Origin of the sequence: Acinetobacter sp. AC1-2 (assembly GCF_016124155.1) — a bacterium.
GTDB classification, from domain to species: domain Bacteria; phylum Pseudomonadota; class Gammaproteobacteria; order Pseudomonadales; family Moraxellaceae; genus Acinetobacter; species Acinetobacter calcoaceticus.
Genome location: NZ_JABFFO010000006.1, coordinates 1 through 22926, shown reverse-complemented (window position 1 = coordinate 22926; position 22926 = coordinate 1). Strand labels below are relative to the sequence as shown.

General features: G+C 38.1%; 21 protein-coding genes, 1 tRNA gene and 2 pseudogenes. 13 read left to right on the top strand and 11 right to left on the bottom strand.

Annotated elements, in window-relative coordinates:
• Positions 1-30: 30 nt before the first annotated feature.
• The gene (locus HL290_RS15705; protein WP_198496973.1) at positions 31-2265 is read right to left on the bottom strand and encodes a hypothetical protein; all 2235 of its coding nucleotides are present in this window, start codon (positions 2263-2265) and stop codon (positions 31-33) included.
• 339 nt (positions 2266-2604) lie between these two features.
• Between HL290_RS15705 and HL290_RS18705 the strand changes: the two are divergent.
• Both HL290_RS18705 and HL290_RS15700 read left to right on the top strand, forming a co-directional pair.
• Positions 2605-2703 (top strand): annotated as a pseudogene (locus HL290_RS18705) (hypothetical protein); the annotation flags it as partial.
• A 142-nt stretch (positions 2704-2845) separates the two neighbouring features.
• Positions 2846-2922 (top strand) — tRNA-Arg (locus tag HL290_RS15700).
• A gap of 115 nt (positions 2923-3037) precedes the next feature.
• On the opposite strand, the gene HL290_RS15695 is transcribed toward HL290_RS15700, so the two are convergent.
• Complete coding sequence (locus HL290_RS15695) at positions 3038-3730, bottom strand: nitroreductase family protein (RefSeq protein WP_198496972.1); 693 nt, start codon at positions 3728-3730, stop codon at positions 3038-3040.
• A gap of 222 nt (positions 3731-3952) precedes the next feature.
• Here HL290_RS15695 and HL290_RS15690 point away from each other — a divergent pair, with 222 nt between their 5' ends.
• Complete coding sequence (locus HL290_RS15690) at positions 3953-4450, top strand: YcxB family protein (RefSeq protein WP_198496971.1); 498 nt, start codon at positions 3953-3955, stop codon at positions 4448-4450.
• A 39-nt stretch (positions 4451-4489) separates the two neighbouring features.
• Positions 4490-5131 (top strand): fumarylacetoacetate hydrolase family protein, encoded by a 642-nt coding sequence (locus HL290_RS15685; protein WP_198496970.1) that lies wholly within the window; start codon positions 4490-4492, stop codon positions 5129-5131.
• A 109-nt stretch (positions 5132-5240) separates the two neighbouring features.
• On the opposite strand, the gene HL290_RS15680 is transcribed toward HL290_RS15685, so the two are convergent.
• Positions 5241-6488 (bottom strand): YihY family inner membrane protein, encoded by a 1248-nt coding sequence (locus HL290_RS15680; protein WP_045125985.1) that lies wholly within the window; start codon positions 6486-6488, stop codon positions 5241-5243.
• A 360-nt stretch (positions 6489-6848) separates the two neighbouring features.
• On the opposite strand from HL290_RS15680, the gene wrbA reads away from it, so the two are divergent.
• Positions 6849-7457, top strand: coding sequence for an NAD(P)H:quinone oxidoreductase (gene wrbA, locus HL290_RS15675; RefSeq protein WP_004639482.1), 609 nt, complete (start codon positions 6849-6851; stop codon positions 7455-7457).
• Positions 7458-7507: 50 nt separating this feature from the next.
• On the opposite strand, the gene HL290_RS15670 is transcribed toward wrbA, so the two are convergent.
• The 3 genes from HL290_RS15670 to HL290_RS15660 all read right to left on the bottom strand — a co-directional run bounded on the left by HL290_RS15670 (position 7508) and on the right by HL290_RS15660 (position 9698).
• Complete coding sequence (locus HL290_RS15670; protein WP_004639480.1) at positions 7508-8083, bottom strand: xanthine phosphoribosyltransferase; 576 nt, start codon at positions 8081-8083, stop codon at positions 7508-7510.
• A 71-nt stretch (positions 8084-8154) separates the two neighbouring features.
• Positions 8155-8868 (bottom strand): DUF3108 domain-containing protein, encoded by a 714-nt coding sequence (locus HL290_RS15665; protein ID WP_045433041.1) that lies wholly within the window; start codon positions 8866-8868, stop codon positions 8155-8157.
• Between the two features lie 158 nt (positions 8869-9026).
• The gene (locus tag HL290_RS15660; protein ID WP_045433039.1) at positions 9027-9698 is read right to left on the bottom strand and encodes a hypothetical protein; all 672 of its coding nucleotides are present in this window, start codon (positions 9696-9698) and stop codon (positions 9027-9029) included.
• A 232-nt stretch (positions 9699-9930) separates the two neighbouring features.
• Here HL290_RS15660 and HL290_RS15655 point away from each other — a divergent pair, with 232 nt between their 5' ends.
• Entirely contained in the window at positions 9931-10815 is an 885-nt protein-coding gene (locus tag HL290_RS15655; RefSeq protein WP_198496969.1) for an energy transducer TonB, read from the top strand.
• Between the two features lie 71 nt (positions 10816-10886).
• Here the strand turns inward: HL290_RS15655 and ybeY are convergent, their stop codons facing one another.
• Genes ybeY through miaB form a run of 3 tightly spaced genes read right to left on the bottom strand, consistent with a single transcriptional unit; the run spans position 10887 to position 13956 of the window.
• Positions 10887-11369 (bottom strand): rRNA maturation RNase YbeY, encoded by a 483-nt coding sequence (gene ybeY / locus HL290_RS15650; protein ID WP_003653597.1) that lies wholly within the window; start codon positions 11367-11369, stop codon positions 10887-10889.
• 9 nt (positions 11370-11378) lie between these two features.
• Positions 11379-12467, bottom strand: a complete 1089-nt coding sequence (locus HL290_RS15645; protein ID WP_017388325.1) for a PhoH family protein — start codon at positions 12465-12467, stop codon at positions 11379-11381.
• 37 nt (positions 12468-12504) lie between these two features.
• Positions 12505-13956, bottom strand: a complete 1452-nt coding sequence (gene miaB / locus HL290_RS15640) for a tRNA (N6-isopentenyl adenosine(37)-C2)-methylthiotransferase MiaB (protein ID WP_133747487.1) — start codon at positions 13954-13956, stop codon at positions 12505-12507.
• A 286-nt stretch (positions 13957-14242) separates the two neighbouring features.
• On the opposite strand from miaB, the gene HL290_RS15635 reads away from it, so the two are divergent.
• The 4 genes from HL290_RS15635 (at position 14243) to HL290_RS15620 (ending at position 18525) form a co-directional block, all read left to right on the top strand.
• The gene (locus HL290_RS15635) at positions 14243-16186 is read left to right on the top strand and encodes a lytic transglycosylase domain-containing protein (RefSeq protein ID WP_198496968.1); all 1944 of its coding nucleotides are present in this window, start codon (positions 14243-14245) and stop codon (positions 16184-16186) included.
• A 57-nt stretch (positions 16187-16243) separates the two neighbouring features.
• A complete protein-coding gene (locus HL290_RS15630; RefSeq protein WP_045433029.1) occupies positions 16244-16906 on the top strand; it encodes a ribonuclease T2 family protein in 663 nt (220 codons plus the stop codon).
• Positions 16907-17117: 211 nt separating this feature from the next.
• Positions 17118-18104: a malate dehydrogenase gene (locus HL290_RS15625; protein ID WP_004639466.1), complete on the top strand. Its 987-nt coding sequence runs from the start codon at positions 17118-17120 to the stop codon at positions 18102-18104.
• A 175-nt stretch (positions 18105-18279) separates the two neighbouring features.
• Positions 18280-18525 carry a DUF2789 family protein gene (locus HL290_RS15620; RefSeq protein WP_003653589.1) on the top strand — a complete coding sequence of 82 codons (246 nt, stop codon included), beginning with the start codon at positions 18280-18282 and terminating at the stop codon, positions 18523-18525.
• A gap of 58 nt (positions 18526-18583) precedes the next feature.
• Here HL290_RS15620 and HL290_RS15615 read toward each other — a convergent pair whose 3' ends face one another.
• A complete protein-coding gene (locus HL290_RS15615) occupies positions 18584-19111 on the bottom strand; it encodes a hypothetical protein (RefSeq protein WP_003653587.1) in 528 nt (175 codons plus the stop codon).
• Between the two features lie 67 nt (positions 19112-19178).
• Positions 19179-19784, bottom strand: coding sequence for a 2OG-Fe(II) oxygenase (locus HL290_RS15610; RefSeq protein WP_198496967.1), 606 nt, complete (start codon positions 19782-19784; stop codon positions 19179-19181).
• Positions 19785-19901: 117 nt separating this feature from the next.
• On the opposite strand from HL290_RS15610, the gene HL290_RS15605 reads away from it, so the two are divergent.
• The 3 genes and pseudogenes from HL290_RS15605 to HL290_RS15595 all read left to right on the top strand — a co-directional run bounded on the left by HL290_RS15605 (position 19902) and on the right by HL290_RS15595 (position 22729).
• Positions 19902-20759 (top strand): 23S rRNA (adenine(2030)-N(6))-methyltransferase RlmJ, encoded by an 858-nt coding sequence (locus HL290_RS15605; RefSeq protein WP_003653584.1) that lies wholly within the window; start codon positions 19902-19904, stop codon positions 20757-20759.
• A gap of 41 nt (positions 20760-20800) precedes the next feature.
• Entirely contained in the window at positions 20801-21634 is an 834-nt protein-coding gene (gene pssA, locus HL290_RS15600) for a CDP-diacylglycerol--serine O-phosphatidyltransferase (protein ID WP_004639460.1), read from the top strand.
• A 17-nt stretch (positions 21635-21651) separates the two neighbouring features.
• Positions 21652-22729 (top strand): annotated as a pseudogene (locus tag HL290_RS15595) (DUF6670 family protein).
• Positions 22730-22926: the final 197 nt, after the last annotated feature.

Here is a 22926-nt window from a genome sequence, read left to right as displayed (position 1 = left end):
ACTTATAAAAGTGGCTTTCTTTTAATAATATTAAACAGTATGGAAAGAATTATCTAAGAAGTTATCAGTAAGTAATGACTGAGGTACGATAGTATGCGTTGTATTTGTTACGCTAGATACTGTAGAAGTTACTCCACCGAGTAATCCGCCACTCGTTAATCCACCAAGTAAATTAGAAATAACATCTAAACCACTTCCACCCGTAACACCACCAGTTAAGCTACCCACGATATCTGTTACGATACCAATTGGACTGTCACCACCCACACCGCCGGTAATTCCGCCAGTTAAGCCACCTACAAGGTCAGTTACTACACCAAGAGGACTGTCACCGCCAGTAACTCCTCCAGTTAAACCACCGAGAAGATCAGTTACTACGCCAAGAGGGCTATCACCACCAACGCTACCAGTTGCGCCACCAATAGTTCCTGTCACTCCTCCAAGGATTTCTGTTAATAACCCCGTTGCAGTAGAGCCATTAGTAATAAGTGTACCCAGAATGCCAGTCGCGGATTCAGTTGCACCTTGAATATCACCACCGACTAAATCAGATACAACTTCAAGTGCACCATTTACCGTGTCACGAGAAGTTTCGAAAGTTAATGTACCAAGGTCTGCAATTTCAGAAACAGGATGCTCTACTTGTGGAAGAATACCGATAATTGTATCTGCTACTGTATCAATACCAGTGTTGATGATTTCAGTTTTTAAGCTTTCTACACCCTGAAGAATATCAATACCGCCTTGAACTACGTCAATCACTGGAGAGATTGGAGATGTCCCACCACCAATACCGCCAGTCACGCCACCGATGATGTCAGTCACGACTTCAAGAGGGTTACCACCAACGCCGCCTGTTACACCACCGATGATGTCAGTCACGACTTCAAGAGGGTTGCCACCAACGCCGCCAGTTACGCCACCGATAATGTCAGTCACGACTTCAAGAGGGTTACCACCAACGCCGCCAGTTACGCCACCGATGATGTCAGTCACGACTTCAAGAGGATTGCCACCAACACCACCAGTTACACCACCGACTACATCTGTAACACTTCCAACAACGCCAGTGATAATACCAGCAGCAGTTGTACCATTAGTGATAAGCGTATCAAGAATACCTGTTGCTGATTCAGTTGCACCTTGAATGTCACCACCGACTAAGTTAGAAACAGTTTCGAGAGCACCATTTACAGTGTCACGAGAAGTTTCGAAAGTTAATGTACCAAGGTCTGCAATTTCAGAAACAGGATGTTCGGTTTGTGGAAGGATGCTAATAATTGTGTCAGCAACAGTGTCAATACCTGTATTAATAATTTCAGTTTTTAAGCTTTCTACACCCTGAAGAATATCAATACCGCCTTGAACTACATCAATGATTGGAGAAATTGGAGATGTGCCACCGCCGATACCGCCAGTTACACCACCGATAATGTCAGTCACAACTTCAAGAGGGTTGCCGCCCACACCACCTGTTACGCCACCAATAATATCTGTAACAACTTCAAGAGGGTTACCACCCACACCACCAGTTACACCACCGACTACATCTGTAACACTTCCAACAACGCCAGTGACAATACCTGTAGCAGTTGTACCATTAGTGATAAGTGTATCAACAATACCTGTTGCTGAAGTAGTTGCGCCTTGGATGTCACCACCAACTAAATCAGAAACAACTTCAAGTGCACCATTTACCGTGTCACGAGAAGTTTCGAAAGTTAATGTACCAAGGTCTGCAATTTCAGAAACAGGATGTTCAGTTTGTGGAAGTACTCCAATTACTGTCCCTGCAACAGTGTCGATCCCAGTGTTGATAATTTCAGTTTTTAGGCTTTCTACACCCTGAAGAATATCGATACCGCCTTGAACTACATCAATGATTGGAGAAATTGGTGAAGTTCCACCAGTCACACCACCTGTTACGCCGCCGATAATACCAGTGACAACTTCAAGAGGATTGCCACCAGACACTCCACCAAGCAAACCGCCAGTTACGCCACCCACCACATTGGTTACAGTTTCTAAGGGATTTGTAGAACCGACAGTACCTGTTACCGTACCAACCACATCAGAAACCAAGCCTGTTGTTGTGTGGGTAACAGTATTAGTTACTGTTGAAATAACATTTGAAAGTAAGCCTGATGTTGAAACATTCGCATCAACAGAGGAACCCGTGTTTACAGTGGTAGTTACCGATACAACATTACCCAAGTCTTGAGTAACTTTTGATATCGAAGATACGAGATTTTTTAGTAAAAACATGTTGGTCTATTTCCTATATAATTATGTATTTTTAAGTAAGTATTATTTATTGCGCTACGTAATTATTGAGATATATATCTCAATAATTGAAATTTAGTATTGGTTAGATCTCAAAAGCTGTCAATGTGTATTTTTAGTCACATTTTTTGATATTAAATAATATTTAATGAAATAATAATTCATTTAATTTAGACGTAAAAATAATAATGGTTTTTATATAATATTTTTTTAAGTAATTATTTTTTTTATCATATTTTCACTCATTTGAAGCATTATCTTAGATAAGTTCTACTCTTGCCTATAATGTTTAAGCTCCTATAGAAATATATTATTTATATAATGTTGACTAAAACAGTAGCCTTTATCTTGTAGGTAGATGACCAAATACTTCAAAAAGCCTATAAAACTTATTTGAAAAAAAATATTTCAAATACATCTTAGGTGAGAAAAACACCAATAATTTTAGCTACTATTTTATGTAAAATAGGGTGCTGGCTAAGAACTAGACGGTTAATGACAGAAAGATGAAAAAAGGCTTCCTAAGCTTTGAAAAATGCGTATAATGCGCAACATCAAGTACGCGCTCATAGCTCAGCTGGATAGAGCACTTGGCTACGAACTAAGGGGTCGGGAGTTCGAATCTCTCTGAGCGCACCACTTGAAGAATTAACCGCTATAATATAGCGGTTTTTTTGTGTCTGATTTTTATCATCTTTATTAAAAGCCGGTGTTCATAGAAACCAGCTGTGAAAAGAATTAAAGGTGAAAAAGATTAACCAAATGTTTTAAAGCGGCTTTCATTTTCAATAAAAGCTTTTTCACCTGCTTCGCCTTCGATTGAACCAAATACTAATTGAGCTCTTAATTTCCAGTGAGTAGGAATATTAAAAGCTGCATTAATTTTCTCATCAATGATTGGATTATAGTGTTGCAATGAAGCGCCAATGCCTTGTTCAGCTAGGACGTTCCATACTGAAAATTGTGCAATTGCTGTTGAATGCTCAGACCATATTGGAAAGTTATCGGCATATAGCTCGAATTGCTCTTGTAGACCTTTAATCACATCTTGGTCTTCAAAAAATAAAACTGTACCTGCACCTGATGCAAAACTTTGAATTTTCTGTTCAGTTCCAGTTAGGGCTTCTGCCGGAATAATAGTTTTTAATACATCTAGAACTATATTCCAGAAATTTTGGTGTGATTGGTCAAATAAAACCACAACGCGAGAAGATTGGGAGTTAAAGGCAGATGGGCTATGTTTTACAGCCTCTTGAATTAGTTTTTCAATTTCAGTAGGAGAGTGTTTTAAGTTTTTTCCTATTGAATAAATAGAACGACGTTTTTTAATTAATTCTAAAAAGCTTGGTTCATTGGAGGGATTCGTCTCTTGAGTGGTTTGCGTAACCACATCTTTTGACACAGTTGCTTTTTGATTTAAGCCAAATAATTTTGCAAAAAAAGACATGAGAAATTCCACTAAGAAGGTGATGCTATTATTGTAGAAATTTTAAAAAGTGAAATAAGCCCAATAAATATGAATCTACGTTCCATATATGCAACGAAAAATATTTTTAATCTAGTTACTAAGGCTACTTTTGAGCAAAACAAAAAATAGCCTTTGATTCATTTTAAAGCTGAAATGAATATGCTCTAATAGTTCCGATTTATTGAGTATCGATGCAGTGCAATGACTGAGCAAAAAACAGCTTTATCTTTACGTTACTATTTGAATTTAGAAGAGTCACAAGATGGATTTTCATTAGTGACATTTGGGAAAAAACAATTTACCCGTTTTCTAACACCTGCGATTAGTATCGCAATTATTATTTGGGGACTTTATTTAGGTTTCTCTGGGGTAGGCCGATATTATGTCGGGTTAGGTGTGTTTTTTCTGGTGATGCAAGGACTGATGCGTTATTGGCTTTTACCTATGTTGTTCAAGCGTCAATTTGTTCGTTACCAGTTTGGAAAGAGCGAGCAGGGAATCGACCTCTATCAAGATTATTTTGAGCTTTATGCCAGCGGTCGTAAACAAGTGATGCAATATTCAGATGTACAAACCTTTGCTAAAGGTAAGCTGACTTACATGCTTGAGCTAAAAAATAAAACTGTAATTATTGTGCCAAAGCGAGCATTTGCACAAGTTTCAGATCAAACTATATTTGAAAATACATTTCAGAAATAAATTATTGGACTTATTAGCCGCAACAACAAAGGAAGCCTCATGAATACACGTCCTTCAAAAATCGTTTGCGTGGGCAGAAGTTATGCCGATCATGTCAAAGAATTAAATAATGCTATGCCTGACAGACCTATATTATTTATTAAACCACCTAGTAGCTTGATTGGTTTAAATGACGGTATTTCATGGAATCCAGCTTGGGGCAGTTGTCATTTTGAGTGTGAATTAGTCTTACGTATTGACCAGCCTTTAAAAGGTGAAACTGACCCTGGAAAAGCATTAAAAGCGATTGGGGCAGTGACTTTAGGTCTTGATTTAACAATGCGTGATTTACAGAATGACCTGAAAACTAAAGGTCACCCATGGGAGCGTGCAAAAGCTTTTGATGGTGCTTGTGTTTTGGCAGACTGGGTCGATTTGAGCGAAATTACAAATTGGCAAGAAACTAAATTCACGTTCCATATTAATGATGAGTTACGTCAAGATGGGAATACTGAACTATTAATGTTTACCATTGGCGATTTATTAGTTGATATTAATCAGGTCTTTTCACTGGAACCAGGTGATGTGATTATGACAGGCTCACCTGCTGGTGTTGGGCCATTACACTCGGGTGATCAGTTGAAGATGACATTAAAGGGTGCAACACAAGATTTTGTGTGGGAAACTTTTGTAAAAGCGTAATCCCATTTACGCTCCTACATATTTTTAACCCTATTATTTTTCAATAATAGGGTTTTTTTATGAGCTAAGAATTAGAGTACAGATAATTAAATGAGAAGCTGCTGCCTACTTATTTCTCTTCAAGAATTGTGGAGAGGGGAATAGAAAGTTTTGCAGCTAGATAGTCATTAGACTCAACTAAAGCTGGACCAATTTTTTCCATCCATTCATCGTCATCATGCACATTTTGGACATCTTGGCGTAATGGGAGTGGATATGGAAGAGCAGTAAAAAAGCTCCAGAAGTCGACTTGAGACAAATTACGAACTAAGACATATTCATCTTTATCTGTACGCTTAATCAAATTTTGCTCTTCAAGTAAAAGTACATAAGAAGGCCAGCGTCCAATTTCACCTCGGCCTAAAATTTCTAAGGCTTCTTTATCACTTACACTTTCACCTAGTTTCTGCTTTTTATAAAACAATTCAAGAATATCTAATAACATGAGCACAGGGTGTCGTTTTTGCACTTTACCCGAATGAAAAGCAGTTAAAGCAAAACTGACTTCTACTCCGAGTAAAATAATATTCCATGAGAGAAAGATCCATAACAGGAAAATAGGCACTGCGGCAAATGCACCGTAGATCAGTTCATAGCTAGTGAAGTTTGACATTACGAAGCTGAATAAGTTTTTGAGTATTTCAAAAAGTGCAGCACTTAAGCAGGCCGCTATACCGGCTGCATAAACTGGAACTGTTCGATTCGGAATAGTCCAATACAAAATAAAAAAGCCAACAATAGTCAATACAAACGAGATCATCCAGAGAATGAATGATCCATCAAGTTGATATCCTGCAAAATTATTGCTGAGAATGTTCATGGAGGCGACAGTAGATGAAATGACGAATGCGCTTCCTAAAATAATTGGACCTAAAGAGATGATCGTCCAATAACGCATAAAGCCCATAATGCCACTACGAGTTTCTTTAACTCGCCAAATACGATTAAAGACAGTTTCAATTGATGTGAGCATTAAGACGGTTGTGACGAATAAAAACAGCACACCGATAACAGTTAAGTTGCTGGATTTTTCTGTAAAAGCATTTAGCGCTTTATCAAATGCGATAGTGCTCTTAGGTAAAAAATTACTATAAATTAAATGTTGGAGCTGTTGTCTTGCAGGTTCTAACGCTTTAATTGAAGAAATAATTACTAAAAAAACCGTTAACATCGGCACAACTGCGAATAGAGTTGTGTAAGTGAGAGAGCCAGCTTGTTCGCGGCACCGATCAGCTTCAAAACGTTTAAATACATATAAAACGAATTGAAACCAGGTTTTATTATAAAAAGGAAGCTTACTTAAAAAACGTTGTAACATGCGTCGTCTATCCCGATTTTTTTAATCATCATGTTGGGCGATTAATAGCTTATCAAAGTATGAGCTTAACAACTCAAATCATAGATTAAAGCAAAATAATAACTTATAGAATTAAAGTCGTTCTGTAAGTTTACTCTGCGCTATAGAAAAAATTGTAGCCCTAATCTTTTTCAAAAAAGTTGGCTTTCTGTTGTCTGGGCATAAAATTCATCAAAGTCGATAAACCTTTTACCCAACGAATTTGAGAAATTTGCTCGTGTTACCTTTCATGCTACACAATCAATCACCTCTAGAATTTCATAAGATTGGTTTCGCCAAAAAAATAAAAAATACCGTATAGTGTTCTTTTTAACAAAATTTATGAAACCGATGCAACCTTACATTCTTGTACTCTATTACAGTAAATATGGTTCTACTAAAGAAATGGCACATTTAATTGCCAATGGTGTTGAGTCTGCGGGTATGTCAGTGAAAATTCGGACAGTGCCAAATATTGCCCCAGTCGTCACAATAGCTGAGCCAAGCATTCCTGAAGAAGGTGATATCTACTGTACGTTAGATGATCTAGCGAATTGTGCGGGTCTGGCATTAGGTTCTCCAACTCGCTTCGGTAATATGGCAAGTGAAATGAAATATTTTTGGGATCAAACGACTAGCCTTTGGCTCAATGGGGCATTACATAATAAACCAGCTTGTGTTTTTACTTCTTCTGGATCGATGCATGGTGGACAGGAGAGTACTTTACTCACGATGCTGCCGCCGTTATTTCATCACGGAATGATGATTTTGGGATTACCAAATGCAATTCCAGCTTTATCTAATACTAAAACAGGTGGAACACCGTATGGGGCAACTCATGTAAGCGGACCCCGCCATGACCAGAATTTAAGTCAGGATGAAAAGATTTTGTGTGAAGCTCAAGGTAAACGTTTGGGGGAGGTTGTTAAGAAGCTTTCAGGGGTACTTTAAAAACAAATAAAAAAAGAGCGGATGTCCGCTCTTTTTTTTATTTGCACAATTTATTCTTTTACAAAGGTAACTTTGCCATCTGTAAGAGAAAGAACACGTGCTAATGACTCAACTCGGTAGCCTTTTTCAAGCAATAAATCACGACCTGATTGGAATGATTTTTCAATCACAATACCTACACCGACAACTTCTGCATTGGCTTGGTGAATTAAATCAATTAGTCCTAATGCTGCTTGACCATTCGCCAAGAAGTCATCAATAACTAATGCTTTATCAGTTGAATGAAGGTGTTTGTTTGAAATCGCAATCGTGCTTTCAGTTTGTTTAGTAAAACTAAATACTTTAGAGCGATATAAGTCATCTTTTAACGTCAATGACTGATATTTACGAGCGAAAATTACAGGTACACCAAGTTCCAAACCTGCCATGATTGCAGGTGCAATACCTGATGCTTCAATGGTAATAATCTTGGTAATCCCTGCATCTTTAAAGCGAGCGGCAAATTCTTTACCAATCTGCTGCATGAGTACAGGATCAATTTGGTGGTTTAAGAAAGCGTCGACTTTCAAGACTTGATCAGATAGAACGATACCTTCTGTTAAGATTTTCTGTTCTAGTGCGTGCACGGGAGAATCCTCTAGACGGATGCTTTTAAAGCAAATGCGTATTTTAAAAAGCATCCGAAAAAATGCAAGCTTTAATTCGTTTTACCCGTATAACTTGTTAATAACAGGCCATAAGAAGTTTTACCATCAACATGGCTGACTTTAACTGGTAAATAGTCCAATTTAGGTGCTAACCAGAAAATAGTATTACGGTCTGGTTTACCATGTTCTAAAACAACTTTTACGGTATCAAAGGTGCCATAAGAGGTTTTAATTTTTTCATTGCCTTGTTTTACAAAACGACGATTTTCAACTTCTTTTGCATCGGCAAGAGGGTATGAACTTTTAAGTGAACCATTTTTTAAATCTTCACGAACTTGTAATTCTGCATTTAACTCGTCAAGTACACCGGCCTGCCAAGCAAATGAACGAGCTTTATCATCTTTCTTGGTAGAAATAGTTTTGCTGTTTGGATTGAAGTTAATATTCATAGTGTTGTTATGAATCAAAATTTTGCTGGTACGGCTAAAACTTTGAGATCCAATTTTACCATTAGCAAAACTAAATTTACTTGTTTCGCTTGCAGAAGCGATTCCACCTGCTTTTGCAGTGAAATTATAAGTCCAATTATTACCTTGTTGGCTTAAGGCACGTGTCGCCGAACCCATACCTTTATTATTATAAGTAAACTGATAATTTGCCTGAAATGGGCTCATGGCAAGTGCATGACTTGAGAAGCCTGCAAAAAGCAAAGTTGTTGAAATACCTGTTGCGATGCCAAACGATTTCAGAAATTTTGTTGCCATAAGTAAATATCCTTGTACAGACTGAAAAGTCAGTGCTGATGCATCTATAACTTAAACATATTATGCCTGTTGATCATGGAGAAAAAATCAGGATTTATGCTAAATGTGTAATCTATTTGTGTTTTTTGGCGGTTAATTCATTTTTATTCATCACAGCTTTATACATCTTTTTGCTGGATTGGCGTGATTTCAGAATCTTCTAATTCATCTTCATAATCATCGTCCTGATCACGATAAAGCAGAGCTGCTAAATTAACGTTTCCAAATACGACTAACTCAGCTTCACGAACTCGTGCGTAATTTACATGTACTTTACCTAGTGTCTCGATGATACTGGCTTTTTTTCCAAACCAGCGGTTGAGGTCGAGAAATATGAGTTCATCACGTTCTTCTGCTACATTAAAACGTTGAAGAATCATTCCCAAGGGATCTTTTTTCAAAATTTTATGGTAGTAAAAAACTGCGGCTTTTACGGCAATCTTCTGCCAAAAGTTTTTATATTTTGCTTCAATAATTTGTGTATTACTAATTTGTTCAAAAACCAAAAGCTGTTGTTCTTTATTAAATTCCATCTGAATCAGTTTTAAATCAACAGATAATGTCGTCTCTAGGCCTTTTACATGCATGGTTGCATATAATCTTAACCAGTCATGATAAAGATCAGCATGGAGGTCATCTAAAAACGCAACATTATTGGTGACATAACGTTGTAAAGTCGCATTCAGAAAGGTTTGTGATAACGTAAAATCTCTTTCTTCTTCAATGAATGCTTCAGCTTTTTGGTAGACTTTTTGAAGGCGTCTGACTAATGAGGAAAATAGCGTTTGCATAAAAGAACTTCCAGAAGATAATTTACTTAAGAACCAACACAATCTTTATTATGATAAAAAACGAGTTTTGATATTGCAGTGTAACAAATTTAATTGATACATTTTTACAAAATGAAAATGGATAAAACTCTATATTTGAAGTGAATCACATTTTTATCCAGATTTGAATATCAGTTTATATTTTATTCGGTATTAAACCGTGGGGATAAGGCATTTATATGCTTTTAAAATTATGTTGAACAAAAGAAGTCTATCGATAGAGCCTTTTTATCATTGGTGGCAAGACCGAGTCTTTATTGTTGCGACAATATTGGCAGTCTTACTGCATATTTTTGTGTTGCTCATTCACTTTGCGATGCCTAGCCCATCAGAGCAATCTACTAAAGAAATTGCAATTTCTATTCGATCAAGCAATGAGCCAGTTCAGCAGGCAGACTTTTTGGCGCAAGCAGACCAGCAAGGTTCAGGCGCATTTCGTGAAGCCCACCGTACCTCTAGTGATACTCCAAATCCTATGTCTAACGATGCTTCAACTGGAGATGCACAGTTAGAAACTTTGCAAAAGGTTCAGCAACAAAGAGAGCTTAAATTTGAAGAAAAAGTCTTAATGACAGTTTTGAGTTGGCAAAAACAAGCTGATGCCAGTCAAAGGAAAAAAGAATTAGAACAATTACAAAGTCAATTTCAGGCAAAAGCTGCGATGGTTGCGAGCCTTGAAGCACAATATTTACAACGCCAACAGGATTTTAGCCGGCAACAAAAAATAAAAACAGTGGATGGAATTCAGGCGAAAAAAGATGCCTCGGCTGCTTATTTAGATAAATTCCGTGAGAAAGTGGAGTTGTATGGTAATCGCTATTATCCGGAAGAAGCCAAACTTCAACAGTTGAAAGGCGAAGTCCGTTTAATGGTTATTTTAAATGCACAAGGAGGGATTCGTGCAATCCGGTTACTTGAGAGCTCAGGGCATTCGGTATTAGATGAAGCTGCAAAGTCTTCAGTGCGTCGCGGCGCACCATTTGGGCATTTTGATGCCAATATGAAAGATATTTCTGAATTACGTATTGTGCGTACTTGGCGTTTCGATCCGGCTCAAGCAGAATTTGAAGTGCATTAATAAAAAATGTGGATAAGTTTTAGCTTATCCACATTGATTTTAGTTTATTAAACAACATCTCACCTGAATGATTAGATCTGTTCTTGGTAGGGATTGTCTATATTCAGCTTTGCTAGAATTTCAACTTCAAGCCCTTCCATTTCTTCAGCTTCTTCGTCACTAGTTTCGTGGTCATAACCGAGTAAATGCAAAACACCATGTACTAATAAATGTGCAAAGTGTTCTTGAGCTGTTTTCTTTTGTTCAACCGCTTCTTGCAATACAACTGGAATACAAATGACTAAGTCACCCAGAGGAAAGGCATCGAGCATTGGTAAAACTTCTTCAGGAATATCACTTGGAAAAGATAAAACATTGGTTGGTTTATCTTTCTCTCGATATTGCAGATTAAGTTGTTGGCTTTCTGCTAAATCGACACAAGCAACGCCAATTTCGCAATCTTCGTTATAACCAACGTGGCGTAAGGTTGTTTCAATGATTTTTTTGAGTTGAGCTCGTTTGAGCTCTAACTCAGGTGATAGGAAGTCTTGTTGTAAAGTTAAACTGATTTTCAAAATGAATCCTTAAGCATCCTGATGTTGCAAGTCTGCTGCTGTATCGTTTTCAGTCATTAACGCTTCTTGACGTGCTTTGCGTTCAGCACGAGCTTCAGCATTAAGACGATGTTGTTCTCCATCCCAACCTTCATACGCTTCAACAATTTTTTGAACCAGTTGATGACGTACAACATCGCGGGAATGGAAACGGGTAATATGAATTTCGGTAATATTTTCAAGTACACGAAGTGCGTGTGCCAGACCAGATTGTTGACCTTTAGGTAAATCGACTTGAGTAATGTCACCTGTAATTACTGCACGAGAGCCAAAACCTAAACGGGTCAAGAACATTTTCATTTGTTCAGGTGTTGTGTTTTGAGCTTCATCCAAAATTACAAATGAATGGTTAAGTGTGCGACCACGCATATATGCAAGAGGCGCAACTTCAATTACTTGACGCTCAATTAACTTGGCAACTTTTTCAAAGCCAAGCATTTCGTAAAGGGCATCGTAAAGAGGGCGTAGATATGGGTCAATTTTCTGGGTTAAATCACCAGGTAAGAAACCCAGCTTTTCTCCAGCTTCTACAGCAGGACGTACAAGTAAAATCCGCTGGATTTCATTGCGTTCTAGCATATCTACGGCGGCGGCAACTGCTAAATAGGTTTTACCTGTACCAGCAGGGCCTACACCAAAAGAAATATCGCTTTGTAAAATACGTTGTACATAACGTTTTTGATTGGCACCACGTGGATTAATGCGGCCTTTTCGTGTCTGGAAATAGACATCGAGCGGCGCATCATGTTCATCCATTTCGTCACCGACCAATTCGAAATTGCGTTCAGTTTGTGAAGATTGAATGAGGAGGTGTAATAGATCGGCACTGATTTGCTGGGATAGCTCAGACTCTTCGTAGAGTCGTTGCAATAATGCTTCGGCTCTCCCAACAGCATCAATTTCACCATCTATGTGAAAAACATCTCCACGATGAGTAATTTTGACATCTAAACGCTGTTCAATTTGCTTCAGGTGCCCATTATAGGCACCCAGAATGCTCTTTAAACGTTCCATTGAAATTTCAGGAAATGTTACGGTACGTCGAATCGCTGCAGTCAAGAGAAAACCTTTCAGTAGACTTTAGAATACCTCTACATTACGCCACGTCAGGTTCAAGATTCAAGAGCTCACCGTAAACAAAATTTAAAGTTTTAATTTCAGTAATCTCGATCTCTGCAAAACGACCAACCCAAGTCGCATCACCAACGAAAGTGACCAGACGTGTATTGTCAGCAGTACCAATTAAAATATTAGGGTCTTGATCAGATACTTTTTCAATAAGTACACGTTCAATTTTACCTAACATGGCATCTGTTTTTTCAATACTAGATTGCTTAATTACTTTTTGAACTTGAGCTAAACGTTCTTTTTTAACTTGCTCTGGTGTGGTGTCTGGCAAGTCTGATGCAGGCGTACCTGGGCGTTTTGAATAAACAAAACTATACGAATGATCGAAGTCTAAATCTTTGATAAATTGCAATGTTTCTGCAAAATTTTCATCGGTTTCACCAGGGAAGCCAATAATAAAGTCACTTGATAAATGCATATCTGGACGAATTTTGCGTAGCTTCGCAATTTTATCGATATAGACATCAATCGTGTGATTTCGCTTCATTGCTTTTAAAACATCATTTGAACCACTTTGTACCGGCAAGTGTAAATGTGACACCATTTGAGGTAAATCTTCATAACACTGAATAAGCTCATCAGAGAACTCAAGTGGGTGCGATGTCGTATAGCGTAAGCGTCCAATACCCGGAATTTCTGCAACGAGTCGTAACAATTCAGGGAAAGTACAGATGCCACCTTCAAAGGTTTCACCGCGGTAACCATTTACATTTTGTCCAAGAAGAGAAATTTCACGGACACCTTTTTCAGCAAGCCCTGCAATTTCTGCAAGTACATCATCTAAAGGTCGAGAAACTTCTTCACCGCGTGTATATGGAACTACACAGAAAGAACAGTATTTAGAACAGCCTTCCATAATAGAAACAAATGCTTTAAAGCCTTCTACACGTGGTTCTGGTAAAAAGTCGAACTTTTCAATATCTGGGAAAGAAATATCAACCAGTTTGATTTTATCTTTTTTAGGTTTTTCTACTTGAGCATTATGTTGATCAAGCATTTGCGGTAAACGGTGTAATGTTTGAGGGCCAAAAATCATGTCCACGTAAGGCGCACGTTTTTGAATGTTGTCACCTTCTTGAGAGGCAACACACCCACCGACACCAATCACAAGATCAGGATTTTTGTCTTTTAGTTTGCGCCAGCGCCCTAATTCACTAAATACTTTTTCCTGTGCTTTTTCACGGATAGAGCATGTATTCATGAGCAGGATGTCTGCTTCGCTAGGGTTGCTCGTTAAAATGTAACCGTGAGAGTCCCCTAAAAGGTCTGCCATACGGTGACTGTCATACTCATTCATCTGACACCCTTGAGTTTCAATATAAAGTTTTTTTATTGAAACATCAGTGGTGTGCGTTGGCTGGGTAACAGTGTTTTCTGAGGCAGCTTTGGCACCATTGGGAATGAAGGTTTGAACCGTCATGCAGGCTCCTAACAGATCGATCTAAAAAGAATAAATTTGCCCAAAATGGGTCAAACCATTCATTATAGCAGTATTTGGACCGAACCGATAACAGTAAACCTTCAGAACATGACACGGTTTTTTTGAAGTAAATTATGTAAATTTTAATGATGTTGAATCAGAGAGTTACATAACACAACAAAAGAAAGCACGAAGACTAATTAAACTATGCTCTGAAGGTGAATAGTCAGGGTTTAACACATTTATGAGACCAAGTAGAAAGAGCTCATCAATCCATAGTCGTGTAATGAAAAATAAATATATGCATCGTAGCTGGTTAGGAGCTATGTGTTTACTTGGTTGTTCATTTACCTATGCTGCTGAAGAGCAGTTTAATGACGCATTAAACGCTGCAAATAGTGGCAATACAGCATTATTAGACCAATATCAGCTTGCTATGCAAAATGATGTATTGGGATACTATCCGGAATATTGGAAACTTAATACCAATCTAGGCTTTCAACCTTCAGCCTCGATTGTAAGTTTTGCTCAACGTTATCCTCAATCAGCAATGGCTGAGAAATTAGCAGCCGATTATGTTGAAGAAAAAGTTAAACAAGCTGACTTCGCATCTGCACAACCTTTACTATCTTATGTAACTAATCCTGATCAGGCCGAAAATTGCGCATTGGCACAGGTGAGAGCGAAAACCGGTGATGCATTAGTTTTTGCTGAATACAAAGATGTATGGTTAGCCACCGAATCGCAACCTGAATCTTGTGTGGGTCTAGGACGCTTGATGTTATCTAGCCCACTAATGAGTCAGCAAGATAAACAACAACGTCTTTGGGTGCAGTTACGTTCTGGTTTAACAGGGCAGGCCCTTGCTACCGCACAGACTTTGGGAATGAATTTGTCGTTGGCGCAGCTTAACCAAATTCAGGCTAATCCACTCAATTATTTGTGGAGTGCACCTAAAACAAATGATACAGATTATGCGTATTTGATTTTTGCATTAGGTCGTTTGGCTAATAATGACTTAAGCAATGCTTTTTCGAATGTTCAACGTGTCGCTCAAGGTACACCAGAGAATATACAAAAGTATTTATATCGAACCGTGGCTTATATTGGTGGCACCACGGTCATGAAAAATAATTTCAATCGTGAAGTTCTTCAATATTTTGATGCAAGTTACGGTTATCCTCTAAGCCCTGAGGAAGCTGAAATTTATGCGCGTCAGGCAATTCGATTTGGTGCGTGGGAAAGTTTAATTCGTGCCATTGATGCTATGAGCGTGACACAAAAACAAGAAGATCGCTGGCAATATTGGCTTGCTCGTGCAACAGAGCAGCGCGGTGATAGTGGTTCGAAAAATACTGCGCAACGTATTTATAAAAAATTGGCTGAAAGTGGTGATGACTATCACAACCTTTTAGCAAAAGATCGTTTGGGTGAACGTTATAATCATCAACCCTATGATGATCAGCCAACAGCAAGTGATTTAAGACGGTTAGACCAGAATGTTCACTTTAATCGCGCTTTTACTTTAAGACGTATTAATGCAAATCCAACCTATACCAACCGAGAATGGAACTGGGCAGTTCGACAAGCTTATCTTCAACATGATGATGGTGTGTTGTTAGCTGCGGCAAAGCGTGCTCATGATATGGGGTGGTATGACCGTGCAATTTATGCAGCAGATCGTACAACAAATAAACATAATGATACGTATCGCTATGTGACGCCTCATAAGACTAATGTTGTAAGTCATAGTTACAATGCAGGAATTGATCCAGCGTGGGCTTATGGTTTAATGCGACAAGAAAGTCGGTTTGTTACCTCTGCACGTTCTCATGTTGGAGCGGGAGGTCTTATGCAAATTATGCCTGATACGGCGAAGTTGATTGCACGTCAAATGGGCGAAACCTATAATCCAGCGGCATTAAATGAAATGAATACCAATATTCGATATGGTACATTTTATTTGTCGATGATTCAGGGGCAATTAAGCAATAATCCAGTTTTGGCAACGGCAGGTTATAATGCTGGGCCTAATCGGGCAAGACGTTGGCAACCGGACTTTCAATCAATTTCGGCTGACCAATATACAGAGACAATTCCATTGTTAGAGACCAGAGACTATGTCAAGCATGTCATGACTAATGCAACACATTACGGTGTAATATTGGGGCAAGGGGCTCAATCGTTATCACAACGTATGAAAGTCATTCCAATGCGTACATCGCCTTAAGTTTAAGGTGGTTGATGATGGATCTTCTTTTAATTGGCATATTCAAGTTTTAATTAAATGAAATATAGATATTTGGAACTTCGTTCAATTTTGCAACTTGCATGGTGGCTTATCTGTGCAGGGGTAGGATTGATGAGTTCCGTTTTACATGCCGAACCTGTTAATTTACAGGGGTATGTTATGCATGTACAAATGACACCTGCCGCATGTGCGTTAGATCCTTCTAAACAAAAACAACGTAAATGTCTTGAAGGATATTCTTTGACAATTACAGGCCTCATGCCAGAAACAAATCAAACAGATTGTTCAACAGAAAGTTCGGCTGCTCTCTCTCCATTACAATCTAAAGTCGTAGCTCGGGTCATGCCTGACAACAATGCCCGTGTGCAGCTTTGGAAAAGTGTAGGGGGGTGCGTTCCTATGAATGCAAGTCAATATTTCCGGACAGTCATTAACTTTGCTGAACGTCTAAAAATTCCAGCTAGCCTCACAAGTTCGACGAATGTTGAAATTCAGCAGTCAGCTTTAAAACAGCAATTTACTCGTCTTAATCCGACCTTACCTCAAAATGGTATTCGTTTAAGTTGTCAGTTATCGCGTTCAGATGTTGTTTTGACTGAAGTGAAGGTGTGTTACACGGTAAAAGGCCAATATAAACAATGTGCAAATCATGTGGTATCGAATTGCCCAGGTGAAATCACGATTAAAGGTAGTTACTAAAGATGACGGTCATTTCGTAAAAAAATGCTGACCATGCATTGAATCTTTTTGTAAATATTAATTTGTATTTTCTATCAGACTTTTGGTGAAAATGAGTCGCTTTTACATGCATCTGCCACATCTTTAGAGTACAATCTTTGCCGTTTATGATGATTTAGTTAGATGGAATTCCTATTTAGCTAGATTAAGGACATTCATTGGAGACAATTACATGAAGCAACCCGTTCGTGTTGCCGTGACTGGCGCTGCAGGTCAAATTGGTTACAGCTTATTATTCCGTATCGCAAGCGGTGAAATGTTAGGTAAAGATCAACCTGTTATTTTACAATTGCTTGAAGTTCCAGTTGAAAAAGCTCAACAAGCGCTTAAAGGCGTAATGATGGAACTTGATGACTGTGCTTTCCCTTTATTGGCTGGCATGATCGGGACTGATGATCCGAAAGTTGCATTTAAAGATGCTGACTACGCTTTATTGGTAGGTTCTCGTCCACGTGGTCCTGGTATGGAACGTGCTGACTTGTTAAAAGTTAACGGTGAAATTTTCATCGGTCAAGGTCAAGCATTAAACGAAGTTGCTAGTCGTGACGTTAAAGTATTAGTTGTAGGTAACCCTGCAAACACTAACGCTTACATCGCTATGAACTCTGCTCCAGACCTTCCAGCAAAAAACTTCACTGCTATGTTGCGTCTTGACCACAACCGTGCGTTGACTCAAGTTGCTCAAAAAGCTGGTGTTGCAGTTGCTGATATCGAACACTTAACAGTTTGGGGTAACCACTCTCCAACAATGTATGCTGATTACCGTTTTGCAACTGTAAATGGCGAAAGCTTAAAAGACAAAATCAACGATGCGGCATGGAACAAAGATGTGTTCCTTCCAACTGTTGGTAAACGTGGTGCTGCGATTATCGAAGCACGTGGTTTGTCTTCTGCTGCTTCTGCTGCTAACGCTGCAATTGACCATATGCGCGACTGGGCACTTGGTACAAATGGCAAATGGGTAACTATGGGTATTCCATCTGATGGTTCTTATGGTATTCCAGAAGGCGTTATGTTCGGTTTCCCTGTAACAACTGAGAACGGCGAATACAAAATCGTTCAAGGTTTAGAAATTGATGAATTCAGCCGTGAACGTATTAACTTTACGTTAAATGAGCTTGAAGAAGAACGTGCAGCGATTGCTGACATGTTGAAATAATTTATCTTTTTGATAAGTTAAAAAAAGCACTCTTTTTAGAGTGCTTTTTTATATTCAATCATTTGAAACAAAACACAAAAAACAACAAGAAAATATAGACACTATCATGCATATAAAAAGGTTTTATTGTTAGATTAGTTAATAGATGATTTAAAAAAGTTATAGGAGAATAACAATGTTTGAGCAGCAACCTACTTTAGAACTTTTATTTGATCAGCTGGGTTTAGATTCGGATGAAGCAAGTATCGAAAACTTTATCAAAACACATCAATTGCCGGCTGATCAGAAACTACATGAAGCCTCTTTTTGGTCAAAAGGCCAAAGCGATTTTTTAAAGAGCCATTGGGAAAAAGATGATGAGTGGATTGTGGTTATTGATGAGCTGAATGAACAACTACATGAAGATAGTGTAAAGAGATAAATTAAAAATAAGGCCTGTTTTACATAAGATATAGAACAGGCCGATTCAAATTAAATATTTAGTGCGTTTTTGATTTTACTAAATTTTTATACCATGGTTCTTGGCGAACCGAATTAAAGACAGGATGTGCGTGAAGCAACTCAAGATCACATTGGGTTGTTGATAAATATTTAGTTAACCAATGTCTGGTTAGTGCTGACTCTTCTCGCGCTGCTGATGCATAAGCCAAGAAGAAATATATATCTGCATGTTCATAGTGGGCTAATGGCTTCAAAATTTGTTGAGTAATCAACGCAAAACGTTTTTCTTTATTTAATTCAAAATAAAGCATATAGGCCTTAGCCAACTGCAAAGATAAATTGAGATACAGACTCAATGGCATTTCTTCATATTCCATACGAGCTTGTTCAAGTAAAACAATCGCCTCTTGTAAAAAATGAAGCTGCTCTTGGCGAACATGACTTAATATGACAAGTTGTAAGCGTAAATCGGCACGCTCCAAAGCAAGTTCAGGCGTATTTTCAGTCAAATAAAGTTGATCTGTTTCACCAATTCTGTTCACAATCGTTTTACTTTCAATAGACATACGCGCTAGTCCTTCTTGATCAATAGCATTTATATCGGGTTCATTTACCAAATTTAAAGAGTAGCTTTTAAACCCAGATAGAATTTCCGCTACGAAGCCAAGCTGTAATCGAAAGCCTTTGTTGCTTTGAAGTTAATACTTCATGTAATAAGTTGCTTTGAAATATCACCAGTCGATTGGGTTCTGGGTCAACAATATGCCATTTCTCATTTTTATCTTGCAGTCGTAATTGACCACCCCAATCTTCTTGCCATTCTGCATGTAAATAATAAACGGTTGAGATAATACGATCATTTTTTTGTTGAGGATTGTCTCGGTGTAAAGCATAAAACTCCCCCAAATTATAACGGGCAAAATGAGCTTCAACTTCTTTAATTCCTAAATAGAATGCTTGATTTAGGCTTTGCGAAAATGAAGTTAAGGTTTCAATATGTTGTTGAGCAATAGGGAGTTGATCATTAATCCAGAGAATATGGTCACTACGAATATTGCTCACCACACCATTTTGAATACCAGCTTCTCTAAATTCATCAATATGATAGCTACACTCTTTGGCGACTTGCGCGCGATATTGATCCGAATAGGCTTGATTAATAATAGCAAAGCCATGCGTATTTAAGTCATCCAGAATTTGATCCAGATCCCATGAGTCTGGAAGCAGGTGAGAGAGCATATAACCTCGAGTAGATCGTAAAAATATCAAGCTGCTCTATTTTAGATGATCACAACCTTACGAAAGAATATTTTTTTCATGTTAAACTATTTGTTGAATTGAGGAATTAAAGTCAACATGAATTACCGTCACCATTTCCATGCGGGCAACTTTGCAGATGTTATGAAGCATGTGCTTTTGCTACAGCTTCTCAACCGTTTAAATGCTAAAGATAAACCTTATCGTTATATCGATACGCATGGAGGTGCAGGAAAATATAATTTATCTCTGGCACCTTCACAAAAATCTGGAGAGTTTCTTACAGGCATTCATCGTCTAGTTCAAATATCTGAAATGGAAAAGCGTCAGGCACCTGAAGCAATCCAGCAATATTTGAAGTTAGTAGAACAGTTACGTTCTGAAGAAGGTAAGGGTAGTTATCCAGGGTCACCATGGTTTGCTTTGCAAGGTATGCGTGAGATTGATAAAGCAACCGTGTTTGAAATGCAACGTGATGTTTTTGAGCAATTGCGACATAACATTTATGATAAACGTGCAGGTTTACATGAGCGTGATGCATACGAAGGCTTGCTCGGCGTTATTCCACCGAAAGAAAAACGTGGTTTGGTCATGATTGATCCGCCTTACGAATTAGAGCGTAAAGACTTTCCGCAATTAGTTGAACTTTTACAACAAGCTTATAAAAAATGGCCAACAGGTGTTTTTGCAGTTTGGTATCCAATTAAAGACCGAGCGATGATTGAGCGTTTTGAAAAGAAAATGTTCAAAACAGGTATTCGCCGTCAATTGGTTTGTGAAATCTGTGTATGGCCAGATGATACACCTGTAGGTTTAAATGGTTGTGGTCTATTGGTGATTAATCCACCTTGGCAGTTCTCTGAACAAGCCGACCAAGCCCTACAGTGGTTATTCCCGCATCTACGTATGCAAGAAATTGGTGGCCATGCTGCTGTTCGCTGGTTAGTAGGTGAATAACAGTTAACTTAAATCAATGCACATGTTTGGAATAGAAAATAATGACAAATGCGCCTAAACCAGAGCAAGATTTAACTCATAATGAACATTCATTTGATGGGATTACATTCGAAGTGGTTGAAGAAGAAGATAATCCGGAAGGACAAAAAGTGAAGCGCCGAGGAATTTATCTTTGGCCTAACTTAATTACGACAGCCGCTTTGTTGTCTGGTTTCTATTCCATCATTGCGAGTATGAATGGGGATTTCACCCAAGCTATTTATGCCATCTTTATTGCAGCTTTACTCGATGGTTTAGATGGCCGAGTTGCTCGAGCTATTGGTGCACAAAGTGCTTTTGGTGAGCAATATGACTCACTTTCAGACTTATTGGCTTTTGGTGTAGCTCCAGCAATGCTTATGTATAGCTGGAGTTTGCATGATTTAGGTCGTATTGGCTTGGCATGTTGTTTTGTTTATACAGCATGTGCAGCTTTCCGTTTAGCACGTTTTAATGTGCAAATTGGTGTGGTTGATAAGCGCTATTTTATCGGAATTGCAAGTCCATTGGCTGCCATAATCATTATTTCACTGGTGTGGGTTGCTCGCGACTATCCTTTCATTTTTGATTTACGTGATATTGCGATTAAAAGTATTAATGCTGTTCTTATGGTTGTTGTGGGATTACTTATGATCTCCAATATCAAATATTACTCTTTCAAACAAATGGACCGTAAAAGAGTTCCTTTTGTAGTTATGTTGCCAGTAGTACTGATTTTTGCAGCAATCACCTATAATATTCCAATGGGCATTTTGACCGTTTCAATAATCTATGCTCTATCTGGTTTCGTTACGACATTATTTGCACGCAAGAGTAACGAAACAATAAAAACATAAAATAGAAGAGGTTCGGTATGCCTATGTTGATGAATCAAATTAATCAATTACAGCAGCTGGGCCTTAATGCCAAAGAGGGGGTTGTCTATCAACCTTCTCGCGGCTTCTTTAAAATTGTTTATCAAGGCTTAATCCTTCCAAATCTACCGGCTCCACTGCGCTATTTTAATTACATTAGTATGGTTGGACAGCCGCGCATTCCTCTTTGCTATAACACTCACTCAATTACGACTTCGGCAATCGATACTGCAACTGTACTTGTAAGTAATAGCCAGCATAGTGTGGGACATTTAAAAACTTATTCTATTCGGCGGCAATGCCAGTTTGACTCAAAACAATATCAGTTTGATAAAACAGATTTGATTGAGTGGAAAATCCCAAAGATCCATCTTCAGCGACTAGACTCGGAAATGGGATGTGATCTTACTCTTCAGATTCCAGAAAATATCTCTACTACTTCTGCATTACAGTGGGGAGTCTCAGACTATTGGTCAACCTTATGTTTATGTGAGGGTGAAATTTTTTATAAAGGACAAAAGTATCAAGTTGAAGGATTAGGACGCTTTAAACATGCAAGGGCTCTACATTTACCATTTTTATCTTTATGTTTCTATACATGCCAAATTATTAATTTAAATGAAACGACTCAGCTTACATTTACACAAATAAGAAATCAGTGGAATATCATCTTATGTTCAAGGTTAGATATTCAAGAATTTGGTAAGCCTGTTGAAAGCTTTACTGAAGATGTAAATTTACATATCCATCGCGTTTATCCAAAAGTTAGAACACCCAATGATAAAGAGATGTATTTGCCAAGAGAATTTTCTTGGCAGTGTAAAAAAAATGGAAAAATTATTTTTGAACTTTATGCACAAAGCCGTGGCGACTACAAGTTTGGATTGGCTGCTGGATATGTGGGAAGCTTCCAATATCAATTAAGTTGGAATGAGCAATGTCTACAAGGAGAAGGTGGATATTGTGAATATATTGATTGTCGCCCACTTAGGTGGCAGGAAAAGAACCAAGATGAAAAAATATTAGATAAATTGATGCTTTTACAGCCATGTTTATATAAAAAATGACTATTTTTAGCATTTTTGATTAAAAAGTGAACTATTGTTTCACTAATGTTAAAAAAGGTATTGCAAAGGGATCTTAATCCTCTATAATGCACATCCATCGGCGGTGATGCAGATAAGAACTTGTTGAAAAACAGTTACTTGGAATTGGGTTGATTGCTTTGAGCAGTGGATTTGATAAGAAGTTGGTTTTGAGAATAAGTTTTAAAA

What these genes read in the sequence shown, in the direction of transcription:
- HL290_RS15705 (WP_198496973.1), bottom strand. Translation starts at nt 2,265, where the DNA reads ATGTTTTTACTAAAAAATCTCGTATCTTCGATATCAAAAGTTACTCAA.
- HL290_RS15695 (WP_198496972.1), bottom strand. Translation starts at nt 3,730, where the DNA reads ATGTCTTTTTTTGCAAAATTATTTGGCTTAAATCAAAAAGCAACTGTG.
- HL290_RS15690 (WP_198496971.1), top strand. Translation starts at nt 3,953, where the DNA reads ATGACTGAGCAAAAAACAGCTTTATCTTTACGTTACTATTTGAATTTA.
- HL290_RS15685 (WP_198496970.1), top strand. Translation starts at nt 4,490, where the DNA reads ATGAATACACGTCCTTCAAAAATCGTTTGCGTGGGCAGAAGTTATGCC.
- HL290_RS15680 (WP_045125985.1), bottom strand. Translation starts at nt 6,488, where the DNA reads ATGTTACAACGTTTTTTAAGTAAGCTTCCTTTTTATAATAAAACCTGG.
- wrbA (WP_004639482.1), top strand. Translation starts at nt 6,849, where the DNA reads ATGAAACCGATGCAACCTTACATTCTTGTACTCTATTACAGTAAATAT.
- HL290_RS15665 (WP_045433041.1), bottom strand. Translation starts at nt 8,868, where the DNA reads ATGGCAACAAAATTTCTGAAATCGTTTGGCATCGCAACAGGTATTTCA.
- HL290_RS15660 (WP_045433039.1), bottom strand. Translation starts at nt 9,698, where the DNA reads ATGCAAACGCTATTTTCCTCATTAGTCAGACGCCTTCAAAAAGTCTAC.
- HL290_RS15655 (WP_198496969.1), top strand. Translation starts at nt 9,931, where the DNA reads ATGTTGAACAAAAGAAGTCTATCGATAGAGCCTTTTTATCATTGGTGG.
- miaB (WP_133747487.1), bottom strand. Translation starts at nt 13,956, where the DNA reads ATGACGGTTCAAACCTTCATTCCCAATGGTGCCAAAGCTGCCTCAGAA.
- HL290_RS15635 (WP_198496968.1), top strand. Translation starts at nt 14,243, where the DNA reads ATGAAAAATAAATATATGCATCGTAGCTGGTTAGGAGCTATGTGTTTA.
- HL290_RS15630 (WP_045433029.1), top strand. Translation starts at nt 16,244, where the DNA reads ATGAAATATAGATATTTGGAACTTCGTTCAATTTTGCAACTTGCATGG.
- HL290_RS15625 (WP_004639466.1), top strand. Translation starts at nt 17,118, where the DNA reads ATGAAGCAACCCGTTCGTGTTGCCGTGACTGGCGCTGCAGGTCAAATT.
- HL290_RS15620 (WP_003653589.1), top strand. Translation starts at nt 18,280, where the DNA reads ATGTTTGAGCAGCAACCTACTTTAGAACTTTTATTTGATCAGCTGGGT.
- HL290_RS15615 (WP_003653587.1), bottom strand. Translation starts at nt 19,111, where the DNA reads ATGTCTATTGAAAGTAAAACGATTGTGAACAGAATTGGTGAAACAGAT.
- HL290_RS15610 (WP_198496967.1), bottom strand. Translation starts at nt 19,784, where the DNA reads ATGCTCTCTCACCTGCTTCCAGACTCATGGGATCTGGATCAAATTCTG.
- HL290_RS15605 (WP_003653584.1), top strand. Translation starts at nt 19,902, where the DNA reads ATGAATTACCGTCACCATTTCCATGCGGGCAACTTTGCAGATGTTATG.
- pssA (WP_004639460.1), top strand. Translation starts at nt 20,801, where the DNA reads ATGACAAATGCGCCTAAACCAGAGCAAGATTTAACTCATAATGAACAT.